This is a genomic window from Nocardia sp. NPDC059691 (genome assembly GCF_042733915.1).
Taxonomy (GTDB): Bacteria; Actinomycetota; Actinomycetes; order Mycobacteriales; family Mycobacteriaceae; genus Nocardia; species Nocardia sichangensis.
This window is the reverse complement of the sequence record NZ_JBHWFB010000002.1, coordinates 538,594-554,004: the sequence shown is the minus strand read 5'-3', so window position 1 is coordinate 554,004 and position 15,411 is coordinate 538,594. Positions and strand designations below refer to the sequence as shown.

Annotated in this window: 15 protein-coding genes; 10 read left to right on the top strand and 5 right to left on the bottom strand. The window is 68.8% G+C overall.

All coding sequences use genetic code 11. The features are described 5' to 3' along the window. The first annotated feature begins 211 nt into the window (after nt 1-211). From ACFV2O_RS06560 to ACFV2O_RS06545, 4 genes are all read left to right on the top strand, one after another. On the top strand, nt 212-1,747 hold the full coding sequence (locus ACFV2O_RS06560; protein WP_379250669.1) for an amino acid permease: 1,536 nt from the start codon (nt 212-214) through the stop codon (nt 1,745-1,747). Between the two features lie 73 nt (nt 1,748-1,820). After that, entirely contained in the window at nt 1,821-2,573 is a 753-nt protein-coding gene (locus ACFV2O_RS06555; RefSeq protein ID WP_379250667.1) for a DUF1989 domain-containing protein, read from the top strand. Next, entirely contained in the window at nt 2,570-3,184 is a 615-nt protein-coding gene (locus tag ACFV2O_RS06550) for an urea amidolyase associated protein UAAP2 (protein WP_356963787.1), read from the top strand. Before ACFV2O_RS06555 ends, ACFV2O_RS06550 begins: the two co-directional genes overlap by 4 nt. Continuing rightward, nucleotides 3,181-5,235 carry a 5-oxoprolinase/urea amidolyase family protein gene (locus tag ACFV2O_RS06545; RefSeq protein WP_379250665.1) on the top strand — a complete coding sequence of 685 codons (2,055 nt, stop codon included), beginning with the start codon at nt 3,181-3,183 and terminating at the stop codon, nt 5,233-5,235. The genes ACFV2O_RS06550 and ACFV2O_RS06545 overlap by 4 nt, the downstream gene beginning before the upstream one ends. Before the next feature lie 233 nt (nt 5,236-5,468). Here ACFV2O_RS06545 and ACFV2O_RS06540 read toward each other — a convergent pair whose 3' ends face one another. After that, nucleotides 5,469-6,620, bottom strand: coding sequence for an epoxide hydrolase family protein (locus ACFV2O_RS06540; RefSeq protein WP_379250663.1), 1,152 nt, complete (start codon nt 6,618-6,620; stop codon nt 5,469-5,471). A gap of 62 nt (nt 6,621-6,682) precedes the next feature. Here ACFV2O_RS06540 and ACFV2O_RS06535 point away from each other — a divergent pair, with 62 nt between their 5' ends. The 3 genes from ACFV2O_RS06535 (at nt 6,683) to ACFV2O_RS06525 (ending at nt 8,966) form a co-directional block, all read left to right on the top strand. Beyond that, complete coding sequence (locus ACFV2O_RS06535) at nt 6,683-7,633, top strand: helix-turn-helix transcriptional regulator (protein WP_379250661.1); 951 nt, start codon at nt 6,683-6,685, stop codon at nt 7,631-7,633. 131 nt (nt 7,634-7,764) lie between these two features. Then, a complete protein-coding gene (locus ACFV2O_RS06530) occupies nt 7,765-8,541 on the top strand; it encodes an SDR family oxidoreductase (protein ID WP_379250660.1) in 777 nt (258 codons plus the stop codon). A 161-nt stretch (nt 8,542-8,702) separates the two neighbouring features. Beyond that, nucleotides 8,703-8,966: a TetR/AcrR family transcriptional regulator C-terminal domain-containing protein gene (locus ACFV2O_RS06525; RefSeq protein ID WP_379250658.1), complete on the top strand. Its 264-nt coding sequence runs from the start codon at nt 8,703-8,705 to the stop codon at nt 8,964-8,966. A 116-nt stretch (nt 8,967-9,082) separates the two neighbouring features. Here the strand turns inward: ACFV2O_RS06525 and ACFV2O_RS06520 are convergent, their stop codons facing one another. Next, nucleotides 9,083-9,556, bottom strand: coding sequence for a MarR family winged helix-turn-helix transcriptional regulator (locus tag ACFV2O_RS06520; RefSeq protein ID WP_379250656.1), 474 nt, complete (start codon nt 9,554-9,556; stop codon nt 9,083-9,085). A 37-nt stretch (nt 9,557-9,593) separates the two neighbouring features. Here ACFV2O_RS06520 and ACFV2O_RS06515 point away from each other — a divergent pair, with 37 nt between their 5' ends. Next, nucleotides 9,594-10,802 carry a GDSL-type esterase/lipase family protein gene (locus ACFV2O_RS06515; protein ID WP_379250654.1) on the top strand — a complete coding sequence of 403 codons (1,209 nt, stop codon included), beginning with the start codon at nt 9,594-9,596 and terminating at the stop codon, nt 10,800-10,802. A 1-nt stretch (nt 10,803) separates the two neighbouring features. Here ACFV2O_RS06515 and ACFV2O_RS06510 read toward each other — a convergent pair whose 3' ends face one another. Next, nucleotides 10,804-11,415 carry a TetR/AcrR family transcriptional regulator C-terminal domain-containing protein gene (locus tag ACFV2O_RS06510; protein WP_379250652.1) on the bottom strand — a complete coding sequence of 204 codons (612 nt, stop codon included), beginning with the start codon at nt 11,413-11,415 and terminating at the stop codon, nt 10,804-10,806. A 72-nt stretch (nt 11,416-11,487) separates the two neighbouring features. Between ACFV2O_RS06510 and ACFV2O_RS06505 the strand changes: the two genes are divergently transcribed. Together ACFV2O_RS06505 and ACFV2O_RS06500 are read left to right on the top strand one after the other, a co-directional pair. Then, a complete protein-coding gene (locus ACFV2O_RS06505) occupies nt 11,488-12,045 on the top strand; it encodes a peroxiredoxin-like family protein (RefSeq protein ID WP_379250650.1) in 558 nt (185 codons plus the stop codon). Further along, complete coding sequence (locus ACFV2O_RS06500; protein WP_379250648.1) at nt 12,042-12,515, top strand: anthrone oxygenase family protein; 474 nt, start codon at nt 12,042-12,044, stop codon at nt 12,513-12,515. The genes ACFV2O_RS06505 and ACFV2O_RS06500 overlap by 4 nt, the downstream gene beginning before the upstream one ends. A 70-nt stretch (nt 12,516-12,585) precedes the next feature. Here ACFV2O_RS06500 and ACFV2O_RS06495 read toward each other — a convergent pair whose 3' ends face one another. Together ACFV2O_RS06495 and ACFV2O_RS06490 are read right to left on the bottom strand one after the other, a co-directional pair. After that, nucleotides 12,586-14,175 carry an MFS transporter gene (locus tag ACFV2O_RS06495; RefSeq protein WP_379250646.1) on the bottom strand — a complete coding sequence of 530 codons (1,590 nt, stop codon included), beginning with the start codon at nt 14,173-14,175 and terminating at the stop codon, nt 12,586-12,588. Between the two features lie 607 nt (nt 14,176-14,782). Beyond that, nucleotides 14,783-15,358, bottom strand: a complete 576-nt coding sequence (locus tag ACFV2O_RS06490) for a Uma2 family endonuclease (protein ID WP_379250644.1) — start codon at nt 15,356-15,358, stop codon at nt 14,783-14,785. Between the last annotated feature and the right edge of the window lie 53 nt (nt 15,359-15,411).

Sequence of the window (15,411 nt, the reverse complement as noted above, 5' to 3'; positions counted from 1 at the left end):
CTGGCAGGTCGGCGTGGGGATGGTCCGGCGCGGTGGTCGAGCGCTCAGTTGGCCGACGGCACGCGGTGCGTTTTCTGTCACTTGATAGAAATAGCCGCAACACAGAAGTTACCCAAGGTCTCGAAAGCGATACACGCAGGTCACCGAAAGCGCGATCGCGGCGGCAAAACTGTCGTCTGATAGTTATTGGCCGCACGCCGAAGGACCGCCCATGGCCACCACGCTCGCCCAGACCCCGCCGCCCGACCTGACCGGCGACAGCGCCGACCTCGCCAGGTTCGGCTATCAGCCCGTGCTGCACCGCAAGCTCGGCCGCTACGCCTCCTTCGCGGCAGGCTTCTCGTTCGTCTCCATCCTGACCACGATCTTCCAATTCTTCGGCTTCGGCTATTCGTTCGGCGGAGCCGCCTTCTTCTGGACCTGGCCGATCGTGTTCGCCGGACAGTTCCTCGTCGCGCTCAACTTCGCCGAACTTGCCGCGCGCTACCCGATCTCGGGCTGCATCTACCAGTGGTCCCGGCGGCTCGGCGGCGAACTCGTCGGCTGGTTCGCGGGCTGGATGATGATCATCGCGCAGATCGTCACGGCCGCCGCGGCGGCGATCGCCCTGCAAGTGGTGCTGCCGTCGATCTGGAGCGGATTCCAGCTCGTCGGCACCGACACCGCGCTCACCTCGTCGTCCGGCGCGACCAACGCAGTGCTGCTGGGCAGCATCCTGTTGGTGGTCACCACGCTGATCAATGTCATCGGCATCGACCTGATGGCGCGGATCAACTCGATCGGCGTCACGGTCGAGATCGTCGGCGTGCTGGCGATCGTCGCGCTGTTCTTCACCCACACCGAGCGCGGGCCCGGCGTGGTACTGGAGACCGACCAGGCCGCGCCGGGTCCCTACTGGGCCGCGTTCCTGGTGTCGGGATTGATGGCGGCTTACGTCATGGTCGGATTCGACTCCGCCGGTGAGCTTTCCGAGGAGACCAAGAACCCGCGCCGGGTCGCGCCGCGCACCATTCTCACGGCGCTGTCGGTCTCGGCGCTGGGCGGCGGGCTGATGCTGCTTGGCGCACTGATGGCCGCGCCGAGCCTGTCCGATGGCGCGCTGGCCTCCGACGGCCTGGCCTACGTGCTCACCGCGAAGCTGGACAGCCCGGCGGGCAAGGTGCTGCTGGGGTGCGTGGCGGTCGCGATCACCGTGTGCACCTTGGCTATCCAGACCGCGGGCTCGCGGCTGATGTTCTCCATGGCGCGGGACGGGAAGCTGCCGTTCGCCCGCAGGCTCGCCGCGGTGCACCCGCGTTACGGCACGCCGGTGCTGCCCGCGATCGTGATCGGCGCGCTCGGCATCGGCCTGCTGGTGCTGAATCTCGGCAACGCCGCGATCTTCGCGACGCTGGCCAGCGTCTGCATCGTCACGCTGTACCTGGCCTACCTGCTGGTGACGGTGCCGCTGCTGATCCGCCGGTTCACCGGCCTGCCGGACGCGGGCACCGACGCGCGGCTGTTCGGCCTGGGCCGATTCGGCATTCCGGTCAACGCGCTCGCCGTGGTCTGGGGCGTCGCGATGGTGGTGAACCTGGCCTGGCCGCGCGCCGAGGTATACACCCCGGCCGGCGGCGGCTGGTGGATGCTCTGGGCCGCACCGCTTTTCGTGCTGCTGGTGCTCGCCGTCGGCGTCGTGGTGCACCGCTTCGTGGTCGGCTGGTCGCGCGGCGTCACCGCGGGCGAGCCCGCACCGCAACCGGCCTGAGCGCCTTCGATGCGGCGGTGCGCTGCCAGGCACCGCCGCATTCCCCCACATTCGGCATCCGAAAGGAATCATCGTGACAAGCACTGCGGACACCTCCGGCGCGCGAGCGCACGCACGGGCGCAGGCCGCGGCGGCGACGATCGCGAATCCCGCGCTCCCCGCCGAGATCCCCGCCTCGAAGATCACCTTCGCCCAGCGGATTCCGGCGGGCGGTTACGCGAACATCACACTCGGACGCGGCACCCGCGTCCGCCTGTCCGACCCGCACGGCGCGGCCTGCGCGCACCTGCTGCTGGTGCGCGCCGACGCGCCGTGGGAGCGCCTGAACGTCGCCGACACGGTCAAGGTGCCGTGGCAGGCGTACCTGGGCAGCGGTCACCCGCTGCTGTCGGACCAGGGCCGTGTGCTGGCGACCGTGCTCGCCGACACCTCCGGCCACCACGACACGCTCTGCGGACCCACCGACCAGGCCCGGCATTCGCTGCGCCTCGCGGGCGCCAAACACGGCCTGGAACCACGGGACATCGGGCCGACGGTCTCGTTCTTCCGCGGCGTGCGTGTCGCGCGGGATGGCGCGCTCGTCTCGACCGGCAGCGCCGCCCCCGGCTCCTCCGTGGATCTGCTGGTGCACCTGCCGGTCACCGTGCTGGTCGCCAACTCCGCGCATCCGCTGGACGACCGGCCCGCGACCGACCTCGACTTCGTCGCGTGGGCCGCACCGGAAGACCTCGCCGCACCCGGCAACGAGGACCCGGAATACCGACGGGCCCTGGAGAACACCGAACAAGCCTGGACCGCCGCGCTGACCTTGGAGGCAACCGCATGACCACGGCACGCGCCATCGTGCTCGATGAGACCGTCCCCGCCCGCTCGCCCTGGTCGGCGGTGGTCCGGGCGGGCGAATACCTGGAGATCATCGATCTGCACGGCAACCAGGCGGTGGATTGCCTGCTGTACTCGGCGGCCGATCACTCCGAACGCTACAGCGCGCAGGCCACGATCACCGCCCAGCGCAACATCTTCCTCACCACCGGCAGCGTGCTGCGCACCGACACGGGCACGGCACTGATGACGGTGGTGGCCGACGAGGTCGGCAACCACGACACCATCGCGGGCGCGTGCTCGCAGGAATCCAACACTCTGCGCTACGGCCACCACACCCGCCACCAGCACGCCTGCGTGGAGAACTTCCTCACCGAGGCGTTGCGCTGGGGCCTGGGCAAACGCGACCTGGTGTCGAATATCAACTGGTTCATGAACGTTCCGGTCGAGGCGGACGGCACGCTGGGCATCGTGGACGGATTGTCCGCGCCGGGCAAACGGGTCACGTTGCGCGCCGAGATCGACACGCTGGTGCTGGTATCGAACTGCCCGCAGATCAACAACCCCTGCAACGGCTTCGACCCGACCCCGGTGCGCATGGTGGTGTCGCGATGACCGTCGCCGAGCTACCGGTGGCCCGGGTCGCGCAGGACGAGTCCGCGCGACCCGGCCGGATCGAGGTCGTTCGCCCCGGCATGCTCACCACCGTGCAGGACTGGCCGGGCCGGGTCGGGTATTGGCACATCGGCGTCCCGCCGTCGGGGCCGATGGACGATCTGTCCTTCCGTCTGGGTAATCGCGCGCTCGGCAATGCCGAGGGCGCCGCCGGACTGGAATGCACCCTCGGCGGCCCCGCGCTGCGGTTCACCGCACCGGGCTGGGTCTGCGTCACCGGCGCTCCGGCGGAGGTGACCGTGGACGGCGTCGCCGTGCCGCAGTGGCGGTCCGTACGGGTGCCCGCGGGCGGTGTGCTGGACGTGGGCGCGGTGCGCGGACCGGGGATGCGCTGTTACGTGCTGATCGCCGGCGGTATCGACGTGCCCGAATACCTCGGCAGCGCAGCCACGTTCACGCTCGGCCGCTTCGGCGGCGGCACCGGCGCCGCGTTGCGCGCCGGAGAGTCGCTCGCGCTCGGCGCGCACCACGGCCGCGTCACGGCGGCCGTGCCGATGGACGAGCAACCCGTGCTGGCCCGGCGCTGGGAACTCGCCGTCACCGAGGGCCCGCACGGTGCGCCCGAGTTCTTCACCCGCGCCGACTTCGAGACCGTCGTCGGCACCGACTACGAGGTGCACTTCAACTCCGACCGCACCGGCGTCCGGTTGATCGGGCCGAAACCGGAATGGGCCCGCACCGACGGCGGCGAGGCGGGATTGCACCCGTCCAATATCCACGACACCCCGTATTCCGTCGGCGCGCTGGACTTCACCGGCGACACGCCCATTCTGCTCGGTCCCGACGGACCCAGCCTCGGCGGTTTCGTCTGCCCGGTCACCGTCGTCGCGGCCGACCGCTGGAAGCTCGGGCAGCTCTCGCCGGGCGACCGCGTGCGATTCGTGCCGGTCCGCGGTGACCGGGCGGCCTCGATCCGGGAGCTCGGGCTCGCGCGCCGGGCCGGGTGGCCGACGGTGCTCTCGTCGGGCGGCGACGGCGACGACGGCGTGTTGCGCCGTTGCGAAGCCGACGACGAGACCGCGGTGACCTACCGTCGCGCCGGCGACGACGGCGTCCTCGTCGAATACGGCGCCATGACCTTGGATCTGGGCCTGCGCGCCCGCGTGCACGCGCTGCACCAGCACCTGCTCGCCGCCGGAGTGCGCGGCGTGACCGAGCTGACCCCCGGCATTCGTTCGTTGCAGATCCGGGTCGACCCGCACGTGCTGTCCGTGGCCGCGCTGCTCGACCTGCTCGCCGAGACGGAGGCGCAGTTGCCCGCCTCCGATCAGCTGGTGGTGCCCAGCCGGGTCGTTCATCTGCCGCTGTCCTGGGACGATCCGTCCACGCGCGAGGCGATCACCCGCTACATGCACGGCGTGCGCGCCGATGCGCCGTGGTGCCCGTGGAACATCGAGTTCATCCGCCGCATGAACGGCTTGGCTTCCGTCGCGGACGTCTACGACACCGTGTTCGGAGCCGAGTACCTGGTTCTCGGCCTCGGCGACGTCTACCTCGGCGCGCCGGTCGCCACACCCACCGACCCCCGGCACCGGTTGGTCACCACGAAGTACAACCCCGCCCGCACCTGGACGCCGGAGAACGCGGTCGGCATCGGCGGCGCCTATCTGTGCATCTACGGTATGGAAGGGCCGGGCGGATATCAGTTCGTCGGACGCACCACGCAGGTGTGGAATCACCGAGCCGGTGCGGGCCCGGTTCCCCCCGGCGCCGACCGGGCCGCATCGGGCGTCGAAACACCCTGGCTACTTCGTTACTTCGACCGGATCCGCTGGTATCCCGTCGAAGCGGAGGAACTGCTCGACCTGCGCGCCGACTTCGCCGCGGGCGACGTGCGGGTGCGAGCCGAGGACGGCGAATTCCGCCTCGCGGAGTATCGGGCGTTCCTCGCCGAGAACGCCCGATCCATCGACGCTTTCCGCGCGAAGCAGGCGGAAGCGTTCACCGCGGAACGCAATTCCTGGCGCTCGGCTGGTGAGCTCACGGGTTGAGTTATGGCGCAGGGGTCGCGAACTATGTGTGCTATCTGCGCAGGAGCTCACGGGTTGAGTTATGAGCGCAGGTCACGAACTGCGTGTGCTATCTGCGCAGGAGCTCACGGGTTGAGTAATCCGCGCAGGTCACGAACTGCGTGTGCTATCTGCGCAGGAGCTCACGGGTTGAGTAATCCGCGCAGGTCACGAACTATGTGCGATATCTGCGCAGGAGCTCACCGGTTGACTCGTCAGCGCAGGTCGCGGAAGAACTCGCGGATGTCGGCGGTGAGCAGCGCGGGTTCCTCCATGGCGGCGAAGTGGCCGCCGCGATCGACGTCGTTCCAGCGCGTGATGGTGTTGGCTTCCTCGGCGTAGCGACGAATGCCGACGTCGTGGGCGAAGACCAGCACGGCCGTCGGCACGCCGGAGTTGCGCTTCGGCTCGCCCCACGGGGCGTCCTGGGCGTAGCCGACATAGGCCGAGGAGCCCGCGGTGCCGGTGAGCCAGTAGATCATCACGTTGGTCAGCAGCCGATCCCGGTCGAGGATCTTGTCCGGCTCGACGGCCCGTGGATGGGTCCACTCCCGGAACTTGTCGATGATCCAGGCCAGTTGCCCCACCGGAGAATCTGTCAGTCCGTAGGCCAAGGCCTGCGGGCGGGTGGACTGGATGGCGACGTAGCCGTACTCCTCCCGCATGAACGCCTGCATCCGCCGGACGCGATCGCGCTCCAGTTCGGTCAGGCTCGCCAGCTCCGCCTCCGCGCGCGGCAGCGGCGGAAGACCCGGCGCGCCGTTGACGTGCACGCCCACGACCCGATCGGGCACCGTTCGACCCACCTCCGGGCTCACCGCCGCTCCTATGTCGCCGCCTTGCACGCCGTATCGCTCATACCCCAGCCTGCCCATGAGCTCGGCCCACGCCGCGGCGATCCGCGTGACGCTCCAGCCCGTCTCGGCGACCGGGCCGGAGAACCCGAATCCCGGCAGCGACGGGATGACGAGGTGGAACGCGTCGGCCGGGTCGCCGCCGTGCGACCTCGGATCGTTCAAAGGCCCGATGACGTCGAGGAATTCGGCCACCGAGCCGGGCCATCCGTGGGTCAGCAGCAGCGGCAGCGCGTCGGACTCGGGCGAGCGCACGTGCAGGAAGTGGATGGTCTGCCCGTCGATCTCCGTCGTGTACTGCGGATAGGAGTTGAGCTGCGCTTCGGCCGCGCGCCAGTCGTATCCGGTACGCCAGTGGTCGGCCAGTTCGCGCAGCCACGCGGTCGGCACACCGGTGTCCCAGTCGTCCCCGGGCAGGGGGGCAGGCCAGCGGGTCGCGTCCAGACGGATACGCAGGTCGTCGAGTTGCCGCTGCGGGATTTCGATGCGGAACGGAGTGATTTCGTCGGTCATGTCATCGACGGTATGGCCTGCCTAGGACAGCTTCCGCCCTAGCTTTCGGGCAGACTTTTCCCATGTTGGAAACCTCGGCGCGCCTGCTTCGTCTGCTGTCGCTGTTGCAGACCCCGCGCGATTGGACCGGCGCCGCACTCGCTGAACGACTCGGTGTCGACGTGCGCACCGTCCGCCGGGACATCGACAAGCTGCGCGCGCTGGGCTACCCGGTGGACGCGACACCGGGCGTGGCGGGTTACCGGCTCGGTGCGGGAGCGAAGCTGCCGCCACTGCTCCTCGACGATGACGAGGCGGTGGCGGTGGCACTCGGCCTGCGCACCGCGGCGGGCGGCACCATCGCGGGCATCGAGGACAGTTCGCTACGCGCGCTGGCCAAGCTCGAGCAGGTGCTCCCCGCGCGCCTGCGCCACCGCGTCGGGATGCTCCAGGCGGCCACGGTCGCGGTGCCCGCGGGCGGCCCGACCGTCGACCCGGACGTGCTGACCGCTGTCGCGGCGGCCATCCGCGACCACCACCGCCTGCGCTTCGACTATCGCGCGCACGACGGCGCCACCTCGCTGCGCGTCACCGAACCGCATCGCCTCGCCCACACGGGCAGGCGGTGGTACCTGATCGGCTGGGACGTCGACCGCGCGGACTGGCGCACCTACCGCGTCGACCGCCTGCGGCCGCGCATCCCGACCGGCCCCCGCTTCACGCCGCGCGAAGCGCCCGATGCCGACCTGCCCGGGTACGTCTCCCGTGGCGTCACCACCGCGCCGTACCGCTACGCGGCGCGCATCACTCTGGGGGTCGCCGCGGAAGTGGCCGCCGAGCGAATCGCTCCGACCGTCGGCGTGATCGAGGCGGTGGACGCGGAAAATTGCGTGCTGCGAACGGGTTCCGACTCGCTGGACGAATTGGCGATCTACGTCGCCGGCTTCGGCTTTCCCTTCCGAGTGCACGAACCGCCGGAACTCGTCACGCACTTACGCGAACTCGCCGCGCGCCTCGGCGCGGCGGCCGACTGACCCGGCTCAGACGGTCGCTATCGCGGTCAGGAGTGGTGCCCGGCACAGGTGTCACAGTCCGCGCCCGCACGTCGTCGTCTCGGTGAAGCGATGGGAACGTCCCATCGGCACCGACGAGATCGGAGACAGTCATGACCGCGAAGATCCTGGTCACCGGTGGCACGGGCACCCTCGGCCGCGAAGCGCTCCCGCTGCTGCGCGCGACCGGCGCCGACGTGCGCGTGTTGAGCCGCACCGAACGTCCGTCGGACGGCGGAGTCGAGTTCGTCGCGGGAGACCTGCTGCGCGGCACCGGCATAGATGCCGCGGTGGCGGGTGTCGGCACCATCTTGCATCTGGCGGGCGACGCGAAGGGCGACGACGTGGCCACCGCGAATCTGTTGCGGGCCGCCACCGCCGCGGGCGTCGGGCACATCGTCTACATCTCGGTCACCGCCGCCGAACTGCTCCCGATGACCTACTTCCGCGCGAAGTTCGCCGCCGAGCGGGCCATCGCGGAGTCGGGTATCCCGTGGACCACGCTGCGTGCCGCGCAATTCCACGATTTCGTGCCGAAGCTGGTGGACACGATGCTGAAATCGCCGGTGCTCCCGGTGCTCGGTGGGGTGTGCCTCCAGCCGGTGCACGTGCGCGAGGTGGCGGCCCGGCTGGCGGAGCTGACGCTCGGCGCGCCCGCCGGACGGGTCCCGGATCTGGTCGGGCCCGAGGTGATCGGCATGCGCGAGCTGATCCGCGACTACTTGGCGCTGCTGGGCAAGCGGCGGGCGTTGCTGACCGTCCGGGTGCCGGGCAAGGCGGGCCGGGTCTATCGCGCGGGCGGAAATCTGGTGACCGACGGCGCCGACGTCGGCGAGCTGACCTGGGCGGATTACCTGGCGGAACACCGGGGCGCGGTCCTGGCCGGATGACCCGTCACGGCCGCCGACCCGGCTCGGGTGCCGGTGGCGACCAGGCCTCGGCCACCGCCGGGCATCGCCGATCTGGTGGTGGCCGAGATGGCGCTACGGCCATAGGCGGCGATTGGAAGGCCGCGCTGCGTGCCCGGTCGGCGTCCGCCCACGAAGTCTTGTTGCGCCATCCGTGGGCCACCGGTCTGACCGGCACCCGGATCAACGTCGGCCCCGCGATGCTGCGCTACATCGACGCCACCGTGGGCTGCCTGCGCGCGGCGGGTTTCTCCCTGCCGCAAGCCGATCGCGCCTGGAACGCGCTGGACGGCCACCGCTACGGTTTCACATTGCAGGAGTTGAATTTTCCACGGAACCGGCCGCATACGTCGCTGCGGCACAACAGTTCCTGCCGCGCATCCCAGCCGAGGGGTATCCGCACATGAACGCACTCGCTAAGCTGGTGATCGACGGGAAGCATTCGGGCATCGCCGATTTCGATTTCGGCCTCGACTTGATCCTGGACGGCCCGGAACGGTTGCTCGCCGCGAGCGCCTGACGCTCAGTCCATGCGGAACGTGGCCTCGGGGTTCGCGGTGTCCCGCACGATCCGCAACGCCTCGGACATCGCCGCGAGCTGTTCGGGCGTCAGCAAACCGACGAACCAGCGGTCGACGGCGGCGAGATAGTCCGGCAGCACCTGTGCGAGCCGCTCCGCGCCCGCCTCGGTGAGCACCGCGTACGCGCTGCGCCGATCGCCCGGGTCCAGCTCGCGTTCCACCAGCCCGGCGCGCGCCAGCCGATCGACCAGCCGGGTGACGCCGCTGGTGGACAGCGCGGTCTGCACGGCAAGCTCCGTCATCCGCAGCCGCCGCCCCGGTGAACGGCTCAGCCGCATCAGGGCGTTCAGATCCAGTCCGGACAGACCGTGCGCATTCCAGACCTGCTCCAGCTTGGCGACCACACCTCCGTGCGCCTCGAACAGCAGGCCCATCGTGGTAAGGCGCGGGTCGTCGAACAGCTCAGTCACGTCCATACGGGCAACCTACCGGAATGTTTCCCCGCGCGGATAGTTGACACGAGTAATAAGTCGTTGTAGAAATATGCATACGCAATATTCCTCGCGTCAACTAGTGGAGGTTCCCATGTCGCCGACCGCCTGGATCGCCGGATTCCGCTCCGCGGTGATCCGCCCGGACGAACAGATCAAGCTCGCGGAGTCGCGCGCGTTCACCGACCAGACCGTCCGCCAAGTGCTGCATCTCGCGGGCGGCGGCGCGCAGGTGCGGGTCGGGCTGACCAATCGCTATGGAAAGACACCGCTGGCGATCGGCGCCGCCCGGGTCGCCCTGCGCAAGACCGGCGGCGAGATCGTCGCCGAGACCGATGCCGCGTTGCGGTTCGACGGCGCCGAACAGGTGGTCGTCCCGGTAGGCGGCGAAGTGCTCAGCGACCCTGTCGATCTGGCTGTCCCCGCGGGCGCGGACCTGGCATTGAGCCTGTATCTGCCCGGCCCGACCGGGCTGGCCACCTTCTCCCACCAGCCCGGCGAAACCGCTTACATCGCGGACGGAAATGTCGCCGACGAAGCCGCGCTCACCACCGCGGACGAGGCGCCCGCGCGGTTCTTCGTCACCGGTGTCGACGTTCTCGCGCCCGTGGCGACGCCGGTGGCCGTCGCGTTCGGCGATTCGTGGTTCGAAGGCTTCGGCACCACGATCGGCGCCAACCGCAGGTCGGTGGACTTCCTCAACGCGCGACTGGAGCGGGGCTGGGTGGTCAACCAGGGCATCTCAGGGAATCGGCTGCTCACCGACGAAATCGGCGAGCCGGGCCTGGATCGTTTCGAGCGCGACGTACTCGCCGTGCCGGGCGTGACGAGTGTGCTGATCAACTTCGGCATCAACGACTTCATCCTGGGCGGGATGGCGGGGCAGCCGCCCGCGACCGCCGAGGAGCTGATCACCGGCTTCACCACGCTCGCGCGGCGCGCGCACGCGGCGGGGCTTCCCATCCATGCCGCGACCATCGGACCCTACGGCGGCTGCGTCTACGAGGGCCTGCCGGTCGCGGAGACCTTGCCGATCCGTCGGCGCGTGAACGAATGGCTGCGTGGCACCGACGTTTTCGATTCGGTGTTCGATGTGGCGCGAGCGGTCGAGGACCCGGAGCGGCCCGACTTCATCCGGCCCGAGTTCGACAGCGGCGACGGCATGCACCTCAATGACGCCGGCGCTCGCGCCATGGCGGAAAGTGTCGACGTCACAGTTCTTTTCGGCTAGGTCACGGCTCGAGACCACGCAGCACGATCTCGACGCCACCGCGGAATTCGTCGTCGGCCGACATGCCCTTGGCCTGGCCCGCGGTCTGCGCCAGGTGCGGGTATTTCTCCGGGGGCAGTTCGGCCAGCACGATCGTCCCCTGCCCGCGCAGCGGCGCATAGTGCTTGTTCTGGAGGTAGCCGATCAGGAAGGCGATCAGGGTGCGCTGGGCGATGACGCGGGCGCGCCCGGTGAATCCACCCTCGGTAAGCACGGCGAGCAGTGTTTCCATCACGCGCAACGACTCGACCGCCGACTGCCTGCGCCGCAGCACGATCGGCACGGCGGCCGGATGGGCCGAGAACCCGTCACGGATGTTCTCGAGCAGTATCGTCACGCGCTCCCGCCAGTCGGTTCCGGCAGGGAGCGATGTGTCGATCGCGGCGAAGACCTGGTCGGCCACCAGCACCTCTAGTTCGTCGCGGTCGCGCACGTAGCGGTACAGGGCCATGGTGGCCATGCCGAGTTCCTTGGCCACCGCACGCATGGTCAGCGCCGACGAACCCTCGCGGTCGAGCACGGCGAGGGCCGCCGTGGCGAGATCGGCGGTGGTCAGCGAGCGGGGGCGGGGCACGGATTGACAGCGTACAAGCTACGCGCATACTTGTCGTAGGCGTACAAAGTACACCTACGAGAGGAGTCCCTGATGTCGCTGCCGACCGCTGTCCCGGACCGAAAGCTGGTCACCGTCTCCGGTGCGCAGGTCTTGGTGCCGGACCCGGATCGCTTGACCCACCTGCAATTCCGGCGCTTCGCCGGATGCCCGGTGTGCAACCTGCATTTGCGTTCGATCGTCGTGCGCCACGCGGAGATCGCCGCCGCAGGCGTCCGCGAAGTGATCGTCTTCCATTCCAGCGCGGCGGAATTGCGCAAGTACACCGCGGAACTGCCGCTGGACGTGATAGCCGATCCGGACCGGAAGCTCTACCGCGAATTCGGCGTCGAGACCTCGCCTCGCGCGCTGCTCGACCCGCGCGGCTGGCCCGCCATCCTGCGCGGTGTCGCCCACGACGCTTACGCGACCTTGCGCCGAAGGCAGTCCGCACCACCCGGCAAGCCCGAGGGCGGCAGTCTCGGGCTGCCCGCCGATTTCCTGATCGGACCCGACGGACGGGTGCTCGCCGCGAAGCACGGCGCGCACGTCTACGACCAGTGGTCGGTCGACGAACTCCTCGCGCTCGTCCCTGCGGAGCGGCGCGCATGAGAATCGCCGAAAGACCCTTGGTGACGCGTGCGTTCGCGCTGGTTCCCGGCGGGCTGCTCGCCGGAGCGTTCGGTTACGGCGCGGTGAATGTCCTCTACGCGTTCCGCAGAGTCCCTTTGGATGTGCGCTTCACCTTCCACACCGCGCTGATGAGCGTGAACGGCGTGGTCATGCAAACACTGATGGGCCTGACCATTCTGAGCGCATTGGTGCTGGCCGCCCGCTCCACCGGCCGGTCACGCCTGCTCGCCGGGAGCGCGAGTCTGCTCGCCATCGCCGCGTTCCTGATCACCCGCCTGGGCAACGTCCCGATCAACCAGAAGATCAAGATATGGGCGATCAGCGGCCCACCCGCCGACTACGCCGAAATCCTCACCCGCTGGGAAACCTTCCACGTCGCCCGCACCGCCTGCGCCGTCCTGGCCTTCCTCCTCATCGCCTCTACGACCCTCCTCCCCGCGAAGTCATGACCACGAGTGGCACATGGTGGAGAGGTCGCGCTTCGCCGCAACCATGTGCCACTCGCGGTGGTGTTTCCGGCTAGTCCGGGCGGGTGCGTCTGCTGCGGAGGTGGTTCACGCCGAATGCGAGCATGGAGGTGAGTACCGCGACGCATCCGATCACGGCGGCCAGGGCGATCATGGAGTTGAGTCCATCGATCGACGCGGAGGCCGCGATGTGCGACAGGTCCGACGCGATCGGCTGGAACCGCGTGGGCAGCTCGTCGGCCACCGAGCGGCCGGCGCCGGAGCCCGCCGCTTCCAGGAACTGCTCACGCAACACCGGCGGGACGGCTCCGGGCAGCGCGTCGAGCCCGTCGGCAGCGGAACCGCGCGCGGAGTGATTGAACATGGCGCCGAGCCCGGCCACGCCCACCGCGAGGCCGACCTGCCGAAGGGTGCCGAACGTCGCGCTGGCCATGCCCGCGTTCTCGTCGGAGGCGAAGGTGAGTGAGGCCGCCTGGTTGACGGCCGTGATCGCGCCGAGCCCGAGGCCGCCGATCACCATTCCGGGCAGGAAATGCGTCCAAGAGTCGTCGGAACCGAAGTCGCCCATCAGCCATGTGCCCAACGCGACCATGCCCATCGTGACCGGCAGCGAGACCGCGAACGGGACCCGCTTAGCGAAGACCATCGCCAGCGGCGCGCTGATCAGCGCGGCCACGCTCACGGGCAGCAAGCGCAGGCCCATCTGCAACGGCGTGTACCCGAGTGTGTTGATCAGGAACACCGCCAGGTAGTTGCTCGCGGCCATCAGCGTCGCCATGTGTCCGATCGAGACGACGGCCGTGCCGGTGAATCCGCGCTTGCGAATCATGGACACGTCGAGCAGGGGGTGCTCGGCCTTGAACTGCCATGCCGCGAACCCGGCCAGGAGCACCGTGGCGGCGGCGAGCCCGAGCACCGTGGCCGAGGTCCAGCCGAGCGAGTTGCCGCGGGTCAGCGCGAACACACCCGTCACCAGGCCACCAGTGAGCATCAGCGACCCCGGCCAGTCGGCCTTGCGCCCTTCCATGCGCGCCGACTCCGGCATCCGCAGCACGGCGAGCACCCCGATGAAGATGCCGATCGGGACGTTGATGATGAAGATCGACCGCCAGCCGAACTGGGTGACCAGCGCGCCGCCGAGTACCGGACCCGCGACGGTCGCGCTCGCCATGACGGCGCCGTAGACGCCGATGGCCTTCGCGCGCTTGCCCGCGTCGGGGTAGGCCACCGCGAGCAGAGGCAACGCCGTCGCGAAGATCATCGCCGAGCCGACGCTCTGGACCGCGCGCAGGACGTTCAACTGCAAGATGCTGCCGGCCAGCGCCAATGCCAGCGATGACGCGGTGAACACCACCATGCCCGCGATGAAAAGGCGCTTCCGGCCGAACCGGTCGCCGAGCGTGGCGAAGGTCAGCAACAGTCCCGCCATCGGGATGGCGTAAGCGTCGATGACCCACTGCAATCCGTCGATGGACGTGTCGAAGTCGGTGCGGATATCGGCGAGCGCGGCGGAGACCACGGTCAGGTCGAGCATCATCATGAAGATGGCCCCGCTGACCATGACCAGCACCAGCCCGGCGCGCAGCGGACTTGCGGAAGAGTCGTCCGGCTTGCTGCCGGACGAGGTTGCGATCGTGGACATGTCTTCCTTATGAAGTTCGCGCACCACCCGCGAAACGCGTGCGGGCGAGTCCATTACGGACCGAAAGGACGGGAAACGCGCGACCGAAGCCGCGCCACCGACACTATCTACGCCCACAACCCCCGTAAATGACGTATCAAGACAAACAATCTCGCGCAGCGACGAGTGGCACATGGTGGAGAGGTCTCTCGCGCTTTGCCGCAGCCATGTGCCACTCGCGGCTGTTGCGGGCTAGGGCTGTTCCAGTACGTCGAAGGGAATAGTTGCCTCGACCGGGTCGTCCAGCAGCAGTACGCGTCGGTGGACTGTGTGGGCCAGGTAGCGGCGGCCGGACCAATCGGGCCAGCCGCCGGACCACACGGCTGTGCACGGGGCTCTGTGCCATCAGTCGCACTACGCGCCCGTCGACGATCTCGATGTCACCGAGCCCGGCAGTCACCCCTTCGGCGAACTGCTCGGCCGTGACACGGAGTACCTGTTGCTCGTCGGGAGCGCTCATAGCGAGATCATTGCAGTTCGAACCGAACCGGACCACGGACTCGGCTGACGATCACCTCCGGCGGCGAGAGGAACCATCACCACGGCGGAAGATTCCGCTACGGCGAGGTCAGGGCAGGAGGGTGGCGGGGTCGATCGTGAATTCGAAGGGGCTACGCAAGGTGACGGCGTCGCCGGCGGACACCCGGTGGGTCAGCTGGTAGGTACCGTCGGCACCGAGTTCGTGTGCGAACAGAACGGGGAGCGACTCGCCCGGTAATTGGCCCTTGAAGGCGTTGGGCTCGAAGCGCCAGTAGTTCGTGATCCCGGCTTCGGCATAGACAACGGGCTTGACCATACGGTCTTGCAGAGTGGTGGATTTCGACACCACCTCGACCACCAGCTGAACCTGTGCCACCGGGATGCCGCGATCGTCCCAGTTGATCGGTCCGTTTGCCACGATCAAATCAGGAATTGGTTCATCTTCATCGATCAGCACACCCACACCTTCGAGAACCAGATAACCGGACGGCGCGCTAGCCGTCAGCGCGCGTACCAGGCATTGGACCAGCCACTGATGGCGCGGCTTGGGTGCGGCATTCACGACGAGCTGACCATTCAACACCTCGTAACGCAATCCGTCTTCGGGCATGTGATCGAGGTCGGCAGCCGTCCAGCCGTCGCCATGAGGAACTGGCATCGCCATGAAACCAACCTCCAACCTCGTAGGACGGTGACGATCGCCGCCGCCGATCGACT